The organism is Pseudomonas sp. E6002, assembly GCF_013385565.1.
In the GTDB taxonomy this organism is placed as follows: Bacteria; Pseudomonadota; Gammaproteobacteria; order Pseudomonadales; family Pseudomonadaceae; genus Aquipseudomonas.
In genome coordinates this window covers 299,775-315,044 of the sequence record NZ_JACAPT010000022.1, presented here as the reverse complement: position 1 = coordinate 315,044, position 15,270 = coordinate 299,775, and the positions used below count along the sequence as shown (strand labels likewise).

The 15,270-nt window shown below is 61.7% G+C and carries 10 protein-coding genes; 8 read left to right on the top strand and 2 right to left on the bottom strand.

Annotated features, from left to right (window positions below; translation table 11 throughout):
• The first annotated feature begins 62 nt into the window (after nt 1-62).
• The 7 genes from HX815_RS18410 (at nt 63) to hemE (ending at nt 12,299) form a co-directional block, all read left to right on the top strand.
• On the top strand, nt 63-1,400 hold the full coding sequence (locus HX815_RS18410; protein WP_177028689.1) for a type IV pilus secretin PilQ: 1,338 nt from the start codon (nt 63-65) through the stop codon (nt 1,398-1,400).
• Nucleotides 1,401-1,404: 4 nt separating this feature from the next.
• The gene (gene aroK, locus HX815_RS18405; RefSeq protein WP_003209345.1) at nt 1,405-1,923 is read left to right on the top strand and encodes a shikimate kinase AroK; all 519 of its coding nucleotides are present in this window, start codon (nt 1,405-1,407) and stop codon (nt 1,921-1,923) included.
• Between the two features lie 147 nt (nt 1,924-2,070).
• Complete coding sequence (gene aroB, locus HX815_RS18400) at nt 2,071-3,171, top strand: 3-dehydroquinate synthase (RefSeq protein ID WP_003209346.1); 1,101 nt, start codon at nt 2,071-2,073, stop codon at nt 3,169-3,171.
• A gap of 10 nt (nt 3,172-3,181) precedes the next feature.
• Nucleotides 3,182-4,741 (top strand): SPOR domain-containing protein, encoded by a 1,560-nt coding sequence (locus HX815_RS18395; RefSeq protein ID WP_003209350.1) that lies wholly within the window; start codon nt 3,182-3,184, stop codon nt 4,739-4,741.
• Nucleotides 4,742-5,092: 351 nt separating this feature from the next.
• Nucleotides 5,093-9,538, top strand: a complete 4,446-nt coding sequence (gltB, locus tag HX815_RS18390) for a glutamate synthase large subunit (RefSeq protein ID WP_177028674.1) — start codon at nt 5,093-5,095, stop codon at nt 9,536-9,538.
• Between the two features lie 32 nt (nt 9,539-9,570).
• Entirely contained in the window at nt 9,571-10,989 is a 1,419-nt protein-coding gene (locus tag HX815_RS18385) for an FAD-dependent oxidoreductase (RefSeq protein WP_003209353.1), read from the top strand.
• A gap of 242 nt (nt 10,990-11,231) precedes the next feature.
• Nucleotides 11,232-12,299 carry a uroporphyrinogen decarboxylase gene (hemE, locus tag HX815_RS18380; RefSeq protein WP_003209355.1) on the top strand — a complete coding sequence of 356 codons (1,068 nt, stop codon included), beginning with the start codon at nt 11,232-11,234 and terminating at the stop codon, nt 12,297-12,299.
• Nucleotides 12,300-12,352: 53 nt separating this feature from the next.
• Here hemE and HX815_RS18375 read toward each other — a convergent pair whose 3' ends face one another.
• The gene (locus tag HX815_RS18375) at nt 12,353-13,570 is read right to left on the bottom strand and encodes an MFS transporter (RefSeq protein WP_371132458.1); all 1,218 of its coding nucleotides are present in this window, start codon (nt 13,568-13,570) and stop codon (nt 12,353-12,355) included.
• 181 nt (nt 13,571-13,751) lie between these two features.
• Here HX815_RS18375 and HX815_RS18370 point away from each other — a divergent pair, with 181 nt between their 5' ends.
• The gene (locus HX815_RS18370; RefSeq protein ID WP_003209358.1) at nt 13,752-14,645 is read left to right on the top strand and encodes a LysR family transcriptional regulator; all 894 of its coding nucleotides are present in this window, start codon (nt 13,752-13,754) and stop codon (nt 14,643-14,645) included.
• Nucleotides 14,646-14,806: 161 nt separating this feature from the next.
• On the opposite strand, the gene HX815_RS18365 is transcribed toward HX815_RS18370, so the two are convergent.
• Nucleotides 14,807-15,247: a hypothetical protein gene (locus HX815_RS18365; protein ID WP_003209360.1), complete on the bottom strand. Its 441-nt coding sequence runs from the start codon at nt 15,245-15,247 to the stop codon at nt 14,807-14,809.
• Between the last annotated feature and the right edge of the window lie 23 nt (nt 15,248-15,270).

Sequence of the window (15,270 nt, the reverse complement as noted above, 5' to 3'; positions counted from 1 at the left end):
AAACAATGAAAAGGACTTTTTCGTCCTTCGGTGTGGCGCTATGGATAGCGTTCACGGCACCGATGGTCATGGCTGTGCCCAATCGAATCGACTTGATTCACCTGCCGCCACCTGGCAATGCGCCCCTAAGTACCGGACGCGTGGCATTCACCGGGGACAAGCTGTCCCTCAACTTCCAGAACATCGAGTTGCGCGCGGTGCTGCAGCAGATTGCCGACGTTGCCGGCCTCAATCTGGTGACCAGTGACGACGTGCAGGGTTCGATCACCCTGCGCCTCAAGGACGTGCCCTGGGACCAGGCCCTGGACCTGGTGCTGCAAACCAAGGGGCTGGACAAGCGTGTGACGGCCAATGTGCTGCTGGTCGCGCCGGCCGAGGAGTTGGCCGCCCGCGAGTTGCTGGCGATGGAGTCGCGCAAGCAAATGACTGAGTTGGCACCGCTGCGCCGCGAGTTGCTGCAAGTCAATTACGCCAAGGCGTCGGACCTGGCCAAGCTCTTCCAGTCGGCCGTGGGCCTGGAAGGCGCCACCGATGAGCGCGGCTCGGTGGCGGTGGATGACCGCACCAACAACATCATCGCTTACCAGACCCGGGAGCGGCTGGAGGAGCTGCGCACGATTGTGGCGCAACTGGATATTCCGGTAAGGCAGGTGATGATCGAGGCGCGGATCGTCGAGGCCAATGTGGATTACGACAAAAGCCTTGGCGTGCGCTGGGGCGGGCAACTGAATCGGGGTAACTGGAGCGCTGGCGGGATCAGGAAACCGCTGGCCGAAGGCACCGAGCCGCCTGAAATCCCGCCCAGCTCGCCGTTTGTGGACCTGGGGGCGGTCAACGGCAGCGCCGGCCTGGGTGTCGCGTTTATCACCGACAACCTGCTGCTGGACCTGGAACTGACCGCCATGGAAAAAACCGGCAATGGTGAAATCGTTTCGCAGCCCAAGGTCGTCACCTCCGACAAGGAAACCGCGCGAATCCTCAAGGGCACCGAGATTCCCTATCAGGAGTCCAGCTCCACCGGCGCGACCTCGGTGTCGTTCAAGGAGGCCTCCTTGTCATTGGAAGTGACCCCGCAAATCACCCCGGACGGCTGGGTGATCATGGAGGTCAAGGTCACCAAGGATGAGCCCGACTACCTGAACAGGCTCAACGATGTGCCGCCGATCAAGAAAAACGAGGTCAATGCCAAGGTGCTGGTCAAGGACGGGGAGACCATCGTGATCGGCGGGGTTTTCTCCAATACTCAAAGCAAAGTGGTAGATAAAGTGCCATTTTTGGGCGATGTGCCGTATCTTGGCCGCCTTTTCCGGCGGGATGTGGTTTCGGAGAAAAAATCCGAGCTGCTGGTATTCCTGACTCCGCGTATTATGAATAACCAGGCGATTGCTGTGAGTCGTTGATTCTGTGCGAAATTTGATTCTTGTAGGACCGATGGGGGCTGGAAAAAGCACCATCGGCCGTTTGCTGGCCAAAGAGCTGCGCCTGCCATTCAAAGACTCCGATAAGGAAATTGAATTGCGCACGGGCGCCAATATCCCGTGGATCTTCGATAAGGAAGGCGAACTGGGCTTTCGCGACCGCGAGCAGGCGATGATTGCCGAGCTGTGCGGCTGCGATGGCGTGGTATTGGCCACCGGCGGTGGCGCAGTGATGCGCGACGAGAACCGCCGGGCGCTGCACGCCGGCGGTCGCGTGGTTTATCTGCACGCGTCTGTCGAGCAGCAGGTGGGCCGCACCGCTCGCGACCGCAATCGCCCATTGCTGCGCACCGCCGACCCGGCAAAAACCCTGCGGGACCTGCTGACGCTGCGCGACCCGCTTTATCGGGAAATCGCCGATCTGGTGGTGGAAACCGATGAGCGGCCGCCACGAATGGTGGTTCTCGACATTCTCGAGCGCCTGGCACAGTTGCCACCCCGTTAAAGCCAGGGCCGAAATGCGCTATCCTCGGCGGCGCGTCATGACCGTCCGAGTTGTGGCGTAGAGCCATCAGGCAGCGTCAGATCCCGACGTTGCCGACAACGTTAATGTAGGGCAGGACGCCTGCTTTCATCTTCAACGCGGGGACACATGCAGACACTTAAGGTCGATCTTGGCGAGCGCAGCTACCCGATCCATATTGGCGAAGGTTTGTTGGACCAGCCCGAGTTGCTCGCACCGCATATTGCCGGGCGGCAAGTGGCGATCATCTCCAATGAAACGGTCGCGCCGCTGTATCTTGAGCGTCTGAGCCGCAGCCTGGCGGCGTACTCGGTGATCTCGGTGGTGCTGCCGGACGGCGAGGCCTTCAAGACCTGGGAAACCCTGCAACTGATCTTTGATGGCCTGCTGACGGCCCGTCATGACCGGCGCACCACGGTGGTGGCTCTGGGTGGCGGTGTGATCGGCGACATGGCCGGCTTTGCAGCCGCCTGCTATCAGCGCGGCGTGGACTTTATCCAGGTACCGACCACCTTGCTGTCCCAGGTCGATTCGTCGGTGGGCGGCAAGACGGGCATCAACCACCCGCTGGGCAAGAACATGGTCGGCGCGTTCTATCAGCCGAATGTGGTGCTGATCGACACTGCCACCCTCAATACCCTGCCACCCCGCGAGCTGTCGGCGGGCCTGGCGGAAGTCATCAAGTACGGGCTGATCTGCGACGAGCCGTTCCTGACCTGGCTGGAAGAACACGTCGACGCCCTGCGCGCCCTTGACCAGGTGGCACTCACCGAAGCGATTTCCCGCTCCTGCGCCGCCAAGGCGCTGGTGGTGAATGCCGACGAGCGTGAGTCCGGCGTGCGCGCCACCTTGAACCTCGGCCACACCTTCGGCCATGCGATCGAGACCCACATGGGCTATGGTGTGTGGTTGCATGGAGAGGCCGTAGCGGCTGGCACAGTGATGGCATTGGAGATGTCGCAACGCCTGGGCTGGATCAGCGCCCAGGAGCGTGATCGCGGGATCCGCCTGTTCCAGCGCGCCGGGTTGCCGGTCATTCCTCCCGAGGAGATGACCGAGGCAGATTTTCTCGAACATATGGCAATAGACAAGAAAGTGATCGACGGTCGACTGCGACTGGTGCTGTTGCGCCGAATGGGCGAAGCGGTAGTGACCGACGATTATCCGAAAGAGATTTTACAGGCCACGCTGGGAGCGGATTACCGCGCCCTGGCCCAGCTTAAAGGTTAATAAGATCCCGATGACTAGTTTGCATGCCGACGAGGCGTTCCTCGGCCATTACCAGTTAAGCCACGACCCTTTTGCTCCTCGGGTGCCTGGTTTCAAGTTTTTCCCTGCGCAACGCAAGCCGGTGCTGGGACAACTGCACCACCTGGCGCGCTACAGCCAGTTGCTGCTGGTGGTCACCGGCCCATTGGGCAGCGGCAAGACCTTGCTGCGCCAGGCACTGGTGGCCAGCACCAACAAGCAATCGGTACAGAGCGTGGTGGTTTCCGCCCGTGGTGCCGGTGATGCGGCAGGCGTGTTGCGTCAAGTGGCCCAGGCCCTCGACGTGTCCACTGCCGAGCCGAATGCGATCCTCAAGCAAGTGGTGCAACTGGGCCTGACCGGCCAGGAAGTCTACCTGCTGGTGGATGACGCCGAGCAGCTCGACGAATCTGCCCTTGAAGCGTTGCTGGCTCTGGCGGCCGGTACGCCTGAAGGGCGCCCGCATGTGTTCCTGTTTGGCGAGTCTTCGCTGATCGCCGAACTTGAACAGATCAGCGGCGAGCAGGAGCTGTTCCACGTCATCGAACTGCAGCCTTACGAAGAAGAAGAAACCCGCGAATACCTGGCCCAGCGGCTGGAAGGCGCAGGGCAGGGCATCGAACTTTTCTCCGCTTCGCAGATCTCTGATATTCACGAAAGCTCCGACGGCTGGCCTGGCACCATCAACCAGGTTGCCCGGGATGCCATGATCGAAGCCATGATTGCCAGCCGCTCAGCGGTAAAGCGTCCAAAGATGGGGTTTACTATGCCGAAGAAGCACGTATTGGCAATTTCTGCCGTTGTCGTGGTTGCCGTCGCCGCCGCCTGGTTGATTCCAGGTCGCAACAAGGCACCGACCACCGCTGGCGCGCCAACCGAACAGGCGCAGTTGCCACTGGGCAAGCCAACACCGAACGTTGAGTTTGCCAACTCCGGCCAACCCACCAACTTGCCAATGGTCGGCCAACCGGTGATGCGCGGCCCGCTCGCCGAAGAAGCTGGCGGCATCTCCGAAGGCGACGATGGGGTGCCGGTGGAAGGCTCCAGCGCCACGCCGCCGACCGTGACCACCACCGCGCCACCTGCGGGCGTGCCAGCCGGTCAGCCAGCGGCCAAGCCGACGCCAGCGCCAGCCCAGGTCGCCACCGCCAAGCCTGCGCCTGTTGCCAAGCCGGTCGCCCCGGCGCCTGCGGCCAAACCGGCTCCAGCCGCCAAGCCTGCCGAAAAACCGGCCGTCGTGGCCAAGGCCGCGACTGGCGCTGCCGGCAGCAGCTGGTATGCCAGCCAGCCTACCGGTAACTTCGTGGTGCAGATCCTCGGCACCAGCTCCGAAGCCAACGCCCAGGCGTTCGTGAAAGAGCAGGGCGGCGAGTACCGTTATTTCAAGAAAGTGCTCAACGGCAAGCCTCTCTACGTGATCACTTACGGCAACTTCTCCAGCCGTACAGCAGCGGAATCCGCTATCAAGGCCTTGCCAGCGAAGGTTCAGGCTGGTAAACCTTGGCCTCGCACTGTCGCCAGCGTTCAACAAGAACTGGCAACAACTCGCTGAAGATCCGGCGGCCTTACCCAGGCCGCCCTCTCGGCACCTCAAAAAAAACAACACAGCGTGCAGCCCTGAAGGCCGCGCGCTTTGTGGTGTCTGCGTCACAGTGGCTTTTGAGTCGTAGCGGTCAAAATTAAAAAAGTTTTGACTAGCACAGCATATCGCTTTAAACCTTTCATAAATGCGACATAGATTTGCGACATTTCGTCGCTAAATTTGTGAGCGTCTGTGTCGGTGTGTACAATGACCTCCCTTTTGCCCCCCGCTAAGCCGGCGTACGTTCGGCGTGGAAGGTAACCGGTTGAATTGAAAAGAAATTTGCCTCGGAATAAGAGGCAGCCTGGTGAGAAAGTGTCTATGAAAGCAGGTCTGTACCAACCCGATGAATTCAAGGATAACTGCGGTTTCGGCCTGATAGCCCACATGCAGGGCGAGCCCAGTCATACCCTTTTGCAAACGGCCATCGAGGCCCTGACCTGCATGACCCACCGCGGTGGGATCAACGCCGACGGCAAGACCGGTGACGGTTGCGGCTTGCTGATTCAAAAGCCCGACCAGTTCCTGCGCGCAGTCGCCAAGGAGCATTTCGGCGCCGATTTGCCCAAGCAATATGCCGTGGGCATGGTGTTCTTCAACCAGGACCCGGTAAAAGCCGAAGCCGCTCGCGAGAACATGAACCGCGAGATCCTGGCCGCTGGCCTGCAGCTCGTCGGCTGGCGCAAAGTGCCGATCGACACCAGCGTACTCGGCCGCCTGGCCCTGGAGCGCCTGCCGCAGATCGAACAAGTGTTCATCGCAGGCGACGGCCTGAGCGACCAGGACATGGCGATCAAGCTGTTCACCTCTCGTCGTCGCTCGTCCGTGGCCAATGCCGCCGACACCGACCACTACATCTGCAGCTTTTCCCACAAGACCATCATTTATAAAGGCCTGATGATGCCGGCGGACTTGACCGCCTTCTATCCAGACCTGAGCGATGAGCGCCTGCAAACCGCAATCTGCGTGTTCCACCAGCGCTTCTCCACCAACACCCTGCCGAAATGGCCGCTGGCCCAGCCATTCCGCTTCCTCGCCCACAACGGCGAGATCAACACCATCACCGGCAACCGCAACTGGGCCGTGGCCCGTCGAACCAAGTTCGCCAACGACCTGATGGACCTGGAAGAGCTCGGCCCGCTGGTCAACCGCGTGGGTTCCGACTCCTCCAGCATGGACAACATGCTCGAACTGATGGTCACCGGCGGCATCGACCTGTTCCGTGGCGTGCGCATGATCATTCCGCCAGCGTGGCAGAACGTCGAGACCATGGACCCCGACCTGCGGGCGTTCTATGAGTACAACTCGATGCACATGGAACCGTGGGACGGCCCGGCCGGCGTGGTAATGACCGACGGTCGCTACGCCGTGTGCCTGCTCGACCGTAACGGCCTGCGCCCGGCGCGCTGGGTGACCACTACCAACGGCTTCATCACCCTGGCGTCGGAAATCGGCGTGTGGAACTACAAGCCGGAAGACGTGATCGCCAAGGGCCGCGTTGGCCCGGGCCAGATCCTCGCCGTGGACACCGAGACCGGTCAGATCCTTGACACCGATGCCATCGACAACCGCTTGAAGTCCCGTCATCCGTACAAGCAATGGCTGCGCAAGAATGCCCTGCGCATCCAGGCAACCATGGAAGACAACGACCACGGTTCTGCCTTCTACGACGTCGACCAGCTCAAGCAGTACATGAAGATGTACCAGGTCACCTTCGAAGAACGTGACCAGGTGCTGCGCCCACTGGGCGAGCAGGGCTATGAGGCCGTTGGCTCCATGGGCGATGACACGCCAATGGCCGTGCTGTCCCAGCGCGTGCGCACGCCGTACGACTATTTCCGCCAGCAGTTCGCCCAGGTGACCAACCCGCCGATCGACCCGCTGCGCGAAGCCATCGTGATGTCCCTGGAAGTGTGCCTCGGTGCCGAGCGCAACATCTTCCAGGAATCGCCTGAGCACGCTTCCCGCGTGATCCTCAGCTCGCCGGTCATTTCCCCGGCCAAGTGGCGCTCGTTGATGACCCTGGATCGCCCGGGCTTCGACCGGCAGATCATCGACCTGAACTACGACGAGAGCTTCGGCCTGGAAGCCGCTGTGCGTAACGTCGCCGATCAGGCTGAAGAAGCCGTGCGCGCCGGCCGTACCCAGATTGTGCTGACCGACCGCCATATTGCTCCGGGCAAGTTGCCGATCCACGCTTCCCTGGCCACCGGCGCGGTACACCACCGCCTGACCGAAAAGGGCCTGCGTTGCGATTCCAATATCCTGGTTGAAACCGCCACCGCCCGCGACCCGCATCACTTTGCGGTGTTGATCGGCTTCGGCGCTTCGGCGGTGTATCCGTTCCTGGCTTACGAAGTACTCGGCGACCTGATCCGTACCGGCGAAGTGCTGGGCGACCTCTACGAGGTGTTCAAGAACTACCGTAAAGGCATCACCAAGGGCCTGCTGAAGATCCTGTCGAAGATGGGCATCTCCACCGTCACGTCCTACCGCGGCGCGCAATTGTTCGAAGCCATCGGCCTGTCGGAAGAAGTTTGCGAGATGAGCTTCCGTGGTGTGCCGAGCCGCATAAAGGGTGCGCGTTTCGTCGACATCGAAGCCGAGCAGAAAGCCCTGGCCGCCGAAGCCTGGAGCGCGCGCAAGCCGATCCAGCAAGGCGGCCTGCTGAAGTTCGTGCACGGTGGCGAATACCACGCCTACAACCCGGACGTGGTCAACACCCTGCAAGCCGCCGTGCAGCAAGGCGACTACGCCAAGTTCAAGGAATACACCGCGCTGGTGGATAACCGCCCGGTGTCGATGATCCGCGATTTGTTCAAGGTGAAAACCCTGGACACGCCGCTGGCCATCAGCGAGATCGAGCCACTGGAATCGATCCTCAAGCGTTTCGACTCCGCCGGTATTTCCCTGGGCGCCTTGTCGCCTGAGGCTCACGAAGCCCTGGCCGAAGCCATGAACCGCCTGGGTGCGCGTTCAAACTCCGGCGAAGGCGGTGAAGACCCGGCGCGCTACGGCACCATCAAGAGCTCGAAAATCAAGCAGGTCGCCACTGGCCGCTTTGGTGTGACCCCGGAATACCTGGTCAACGCCGAAGTGCTGCAGATCAAGGTTGCCCAGGGCGCCAAGCCGGGCGAAGGCGGGCAACTGCCAGGCGGCAAGGTCAACGGCCTGATCGCCAAGCTGCGTTATGCAGTGCCGGGCGTGACATTGATTTCGCCGCCGCCGCACCACGACATCTACTCGATCGAGGATTTGTCGCAGCTGATTTTCGACCTGAAACAAGTCAACCCGCAGGCCCTGGTCTCGGTGAAACTGGTCGCGGAAGCCGGCGTGGGCACCATCGCCGCCGGTGTGGCCAAGGCCTATGCCGACCTGATCACCATCTCCGGCTACGACGGCGGCACCGGCGCTTCGCCGCTGACCTCCATCAAGTACGCCGGTGCGCCGTGGGAACTGGGCCTGGCCGAGACTCACCAGACCCTGCGCGGCAACGACCTGCGCGGCAAGGTCCGGGTGCAGACCGACGGTGGCCTGAAAACCGGCCTCGACGTGATCAAGGCCGCAATCCTCGGCGCCGAAAGCTTCGGCTTCGGCACCGCGCCAATGATCGCCCTGGGCTGCAAATACCTGCGCATCTGCCACCTGAACAACTGCGCCACCGGCGTGGCCACTCAGAACGAGAAGCTGCGCAAGGACCACTACATCGGGACCGTCGACATGGTGGTGAATTTCTTCACCTACGTCGCCGAGGAAACCCGTGAGTGGCTGGCCAAGCTGGGCGTGCGTTCCCTGGAAGAGCTGATCGGCCGTACCGACCTGCTGGACATCCTCGAAGGCCAGACCGCCAAGCAACAGCACCTGGACCTGACGCCGCTGTTGGGCAGCGATCACATCCCGGCCGACAAGCCACAGTTCTGCCAGGTTGACCGCAACCCGCCGTTCGACAAGGGCCTGCTGGCCGAGAAGATGGTCGAGATGGCCACTTCGTCGATCAACGACGCAAGCGGCGGCGAATTCGCCCTGGATATCTGCAACTGCGACCGTTCCATCGGCGCACGCATCTCCGGCGAAATCGCGCGCAAGCACGGCAACCAGGGCATGGCCAAGGCGCCGATCACCTTCCGCTTCAAGGGTACCGCTGGCCAGAGCTTCGGCGTATGGAACGCCGGTGGCTTGAACATGTACCTCGAAGGCGACGCCAACGACTACGTGGGCAAGGGCATGACCGGCGGCAAGCTGGTGATCGTCCCGCCAGTCGGCAGCGTCTACAAGACTCAAGACAGTGCCATCATCGGCAACACCTGCCTGTACGGCGCAACCGGCGGCAAGCTGTTTGCCGCGGGCACGGCCGGTGAGCGTTTCGCAGTGCGTAACTCCGGTGCCCACACCGTGGTTGAAGGCACGGGCGATCACTGCTGCGAGTACATGACCGGGGGTTTTGTCGCGGTGCTGGGCAAGACCGGCTACAACTTCGGTTCGGGCATGACCGGCGGTTTCGCCTACGTGCTCGACCAGGACAACACCTTCGTCGACAAGGTGAACCACGAGTTGGTGGAGATCCAGCGGATCAGCGGCGAAGCGATGGAATCCTATCGCAACCACTTGCAGCATGTGCTGGACGAATATGTCGAGGAAACCAACAGCGAATGGGGTCGCAACCTCGCTGAAAACCTCGATGACTACCTGCGCCGTTTCTGGCTGGTCAAGCCCAAGGCTGCCAACCTGAAATCGTTGCTTTCCAGCATCCGTGCCAACCCGCAGTGATATGCGCCTGAAGAGTTTGATGAGGTTTTAACATGGCTGAACGTCTGAATAACGACTTCCAGTTCATCGATGTCGGGCGCAAAGATCCGAAGAAGAAACTGTTGCGTCAACGCAAGAAAGAGTTCGTGGAAATCTACGAGCCCTTCAAACCCCAGCACTCGGCCGACCAGGCCCACCGCTGCCTGGGTTGCGGTAACCCGTATTGCGAATGGAAGTGCCCGGTGCACAACTTCATTCCGAACTGGCTGAAGCTGGTGGCCGAGGGCAACATCCTCGCCGCCGCCGAGCTGTCGCACCAGACCAACACCCTGCCGGAAGTGTGCGGCCGGGTGTGCCCGCAGGACCGTCTGTGCGAGGGTGCGTGCACCCTCAACGACGGCTTCGGCGCGGTGACCATCGGTTCGGTGGAGAAGTACATCACCGACACCGCGTTCGCCATGGGCTGGCGCCCGGACATGTCCAAGGTCAAGCCGACCGGCAAGCGCGTCGCGATCATCGGCGCGGGCCCGGCGGGCCTGGGCTGTGCCGACGTGCTGGTACGTGGCGGCGTGACCCCGGTGGTGTTCGACAAGAACCCGGAAATCGGTGGCCTGCTGACCTTCGGCATCCCCGAGTTCAAGCTGGAAAAAACCGTTCTGAGCCATCGTCGCGAAGTCTTCACCGGCATGGGTATCGAGTTCCGCCTCAATACCGAAATCGGCAAGGACGTGACCATGGAGCAACTGCTCGAAGAATACGATGCCGTGTTCATGGGCATGGGCACCTACACCTACATGAAGGGCGGCTTTGCCGGTGAGGACCTGCCGGGCGTGTACGACGCTCTGGACTTCCTGATCGCCAACGTCAACCGCAACCTGGGCTTTGAAAAGTCGCCGGAAGATTTCGTCGACATGAAAGGCAAGAAGGTCGTGGTGCTGGGCGGTGGTGATACCGCGATGGACTGCAACCGCACTTCGATTCGCCAGGGCGCCAAGTCGGTGACCTGTGCCTACCGTCGTGACGAAGCCAACATGCCGGGTTCGCGCAAAGAGGTGAAGAACGCCAAGGAAGAAGGCGTGAAATTCCTCTACAACCGCCAGCCGATCGCTATCGTCGGTGAAGACCGTGTCGAAGGCGTGAAAGTGGTCGAGACCCGTCTCGGCGAACCGGATGCCCGTGGCCGTCGCAGCCCCGAGCCGATCCCGGGTTCCGAAGAGATCATCCCGGCAGACGCCGTGGTCATCGCCTTCGGTTTCCGCCCAAGCCCGGCGCCGTGGTTCGAGCAGTTCGAAATCCAGACCGACAGCCAGGGCCGCGTTGTAGCCCCGGAACAAGGCCAGTACAAACACCAGACCAGCAACCCGAAAATCTTCGCCGGTGGCGACATGGTGCGCGGTTCTGACCTGGTAGTGACGGCCATCTTCGAAGGCCGCAACGCCGCCGAAGGTATCCTGGATTACCTGCAGGTCTGACCCCGATCCCGGATTGAAATGGGATCAAAATGTGGGAGCGGGCTTGCTCGCGAATGCGGTATATCAGTCACCAGATGTGTTGGCTGACCCACCGCTTTCGCGAGCAAGCCCGCTCCCACATTTGTTTTGTGGCGCTTTCATATCCGCGACAAATTGACCCGATAGACAAAAGGCACGGCTCTTGCCGTGCCTTTTGCGTCGCGCTCTGAGAAAATGCCCGCACTTTTTTTGCGGATGCCGACATGACTGCCCTCAAGAACGACCGTTTCCTTCGTGCCCTGCTCAAGCAACCCGTGGACGTCACCCCTGTGTGGATGATGCGCCAGGCCGGTCGCTACCTGCCGGAATACCGCGCCAGTCGCGCCCACGCCGGCGACTTCATGAGCCTGTGCATGAACCCGGAGTTCGCCTGCGAAGTCACCATGCAACCGCTGGACCGCTATCCACAGCTGGATGCGGCCATCCTGTTCTCCGATATCCTGACCATCCCTGATGCCATGGGCCAGGGCCTGTACTTCGAAACCGGCGAAGGCCCGCGTTTCAAGAAAGTCGTCAGCACCCTGGCCGACATCGAAGCCCTGCCGATCCCCGATCCCCACAAGGACCTGGGCTACGTCATGGATGCGGTCAGCACCATCCGCCGCGAGCTGAACGGCCGCGTGCCGCTGATCGGCTTCTCCGGCAGCCCGTGGACCCTGGCCACCTACATGGTCGAAGGCGGCTCGTCGAAAGACTTCCGCAAGACCAAGGCCATGCTGTACGACAACCCGCAAGCCATGCACCTGCTGCTGGACAAGCTGGCGCAGTCGGTCACCTCCTACCTCAACGGCCAGATCATGGCCGGCGCTCAGGCGGTGCAGATCTTCGACACCTGGGGTGGCAACCTGTCGGCGGCGGCGTACCAGGAGTTCTCCCTGGCCTACATGCGCAAGATCGTCAGCGGCCTGATCCGCGAACACGAAGGCCGCAAGGTGCCGGTGATCATGTTCACCAAGGGCGGCGGCCTGTGGCTGGAAAGCATCGCCGACGCCGGCGCCGACGCGCTGGGCCTGGACTGGACCTGCGACCTCGGCGAAGCCCGTCGCCGCGTGGGCAACAAGGTTGCGCTGCAAGGCAACATGGACCCGACCGTGCTGTACGCCAAGCCGGAAGCGATCCGCGCTGAAGTGGGCCGCATCCTTGCCAGCTACGGCAAAGGCAGTGGTCACGTGTTCAACCTTGGCCACGGCATTACTCCGGAAGTTGATCCGGAGCACGCAGGCGCGTTCCTGCGGGCGGTGCACGAGTTGTCGGCGCAGTATCACGAGTGATCGCGCGGCAATGAAAAAGCCCGGCAGATGCCGGGCTTTTTTGTGAGCGGTGATTAAGCCTTGGCTTCCTGCAACGGCGGTAACTTCGCCAGCTTCAACGCCACCAGCAACGCGACGATCAACAGCGCGACGATAAACCCGCCAATCCCGTTCCACCCGGCGTAGTGCCAGAAAAACCCGCCCGCCGTCCCCGCAATACTCGACCCCACGTAGTAACTGAACAGGTACAGCGACGACGCCTGGCCCTTGGCTTTCAGCGCGCGGCGGCCGATCCAGCTGCTGGCCACTGAGTGGGCGCCGAAGAAGCCGAAGGTGAAGATCAGCATGCCGGGCACTACCAGCCACAGCGGGGTAAACAGCGTCAGGGCGATGCCGCCGAGCATCAGCACGATGGTGCCCCACAGCACTCGGCGACGGCCCAGGCGGTCGGCCAGGGAGCCGATTTTCGCCGAGCTGTAGATACCCGAGAGGTAGACCAGCGACAGCAGGCCTACCACGGCCTGGCTCAAATCGTACGGGTCCGCCAGCAAGCGGTAGCCGATGTAGTTGAACATCGTCACAAAGGCGCCCATCAGCACGAAGGCTTCGAGGAACAGCCACGGCAGGCCGGCGTCCTTGAAGTGCATGGTGAAGCCGTCCACCAGGCTGCGCGGGTGCAGGGTGCTGGCGCGGAAGTTGCGCGACTCGGGGAGGATCTTCCAGAACACCGTGGCTGCGATCAGCGCCAGGGCGCCAATGATCAGCATCGCCGTGTGCCAACTGACGAAGTCGATCAGCACACCGATGATCAAGCGCCCGCTCATGCCGCCAATGGCGTTACCACCGATGTACAAACCCATGGCCAGGCCGATGTGTTGCGGGTGGATCTCTTCACTCAGGTAGGTCATGGCCACCGCTGCCAGGCCGCTGAGGGACAGGCCCACCAGTGCGCGCATCAGCAGGATGCCTTCCCAGCTTGGCATCAAGCCGCTGGCGATGGTGCACAGTGCGGCGCAGAACAGCGCGGCAACCATCACCGGCTTGCGCCCCAGGGTGTCGGAAATCGGCCCGGTGATCAGCAGGCCAATGGCGAGCATGCCGGTGGCCACCGAGAGAATCAGGCTGCTTTGCGCGGCATTGATGGAAAATTCGTGGGACAGCGCCGGCATCATCGGCTGTACGCAGTAGAGCAGGGCGAAAGTGGCGAAACCGCCGGAGAACAGCGCCAGCACCGTGCGCATGAACATCGGGGTGCCTTTTTCGATGTACTGCTCGTTGAGCTGTGCCACCACTTCATCGAGGGCGGTGGGCGGTACTTCTTGAGCAAGCGGAGCGACAGCAGATTTCACGCGGGACCTCGGGGAGGAAAGACTGCCAGGGCTGGCAATGCAAAAAAGAATATAGCTCCCTATTGATTCTTTCCAATATATTGTTCGACCTGTTTAAGAGCTTTTACGACCTAATGAGGTTTTCATGGAATTGCGCCACCTGCGTTACTTCATCGCCGTGGCTGAAGAGCTGCATTTTGGCCGCGCCGCGCAGGTGCTGGGGATCTCCCAGCCGCCCCTGAGCCAGCAGATCCAGGCGCTGGAGCAGGAGATAGGTGCGCGGTTGTTTGAGCGTACCAATCGTCGGGTCGAGCTGAGCGAGGCCGGCAGGTTGTTCCTGCAAGAGGCGCGGTTGGTGCTGGCGCAGGTGGATAAAGCGGCGGACGTGGCGCGTCGGGCGCAGTTGGGGGAACTGGGGGAGTTGAAGATTGGCTTCACCTCTTCTGCGCCGTTCAACTCCAGCATCCCACAGGCGATCTTCGCGTTTCGCCAGGCATTCCCGGCGGTGCATTTGAATCTGCAGGAGATGAGCAGCACGGAGGTGGCCGAGTCGCTGGTGGATGAGTCGATTCAGGTGGGGTTGATGCGACCGTTGCCGTTGCCCGATTCCCTGAGCGTCGTGGAACTGATGCGCGAGCCCTTGGTGGCCGTGCTGAACGCCGGGCATCCGTTGGTGGAGGGCAGCGAGCGGGGTTTGCACCTGGCGCAATTGGCCGAAGAACCGTTTGTGTTTTTCCCGCGGACTTACGGCAGCGGGTTGTATGCCCAATTGATGAGCCTGGCGCGTGATGCCGGCTTCAGCCCGCACTTCGCGCAGGAGGCCGGGGAGGCGATGACCATCATCGGCCTGGTGGCGGCGGGGTTGGGTGTCTCGGTGTTGCCGGCGTCGTATCAGCGGATCCGCATTGATGGCGTGGTGTATCGCACGTTGCTGGATCAGGAGGCGGTGACGGCGGTGTGGCTGGTGCAGCGCAAGGGTCAGCAGACGCCGATGGCCAAGGCGTTTGTCGAGCTGCTGACCCGCAAGGCATTGGTATGACCGACGTATAACCTGTGGCGAGGGAGCTTGCTCCCGCTGGGCTGCGCAGCAGCCCCAAAACCCGACGACTGAGTTTTACCAGGCAACCCTCAATCGCAGGTTTCAGGGGCGCTTCGCGCCCCAACGGGAGCAAGCTCCCTCGCCACAGGGAAGCGGGTGTTTCAGTTCTGCTTCGACGTCCCGGTCTGCTGGAGCAACTGCGCCGTGTCACTCACACCATTGGTGCGCAACGCCGCCAGGATGTCACGGTCCAGCATGCTCACCCAGCGGTTGTAGTTGCGGTGAATCTTGCCGTCCTTGTAGCCCAGGTCGCGGCTGTCGCGGTAGGTGATGGCGTAGCTGGTGGCGGTGTAGCGAATGTCGATTTCAGCGTGGAACTGGTTGCGCACGTTGATCTCGGCCTGCACCAGTTGCGGGCTCAGGCGCTGCACCACCCATTGGCGTTTGTTCAAGGCCGCGATAATGGTCTGCTTCATTTTTTCTTCGTTGACCTGCGGGTTCGCCGGCAAGTCGTGCTGGGTGTTGAGCACCGGTTTGTTGGTGCAGCCAGCGGTGGTGAGCAGGGCCAAAGCGACCAGTGTTGCGCGTAGCAGGGAAGACATTCCATTTCTCCAGTCAGTAAAAA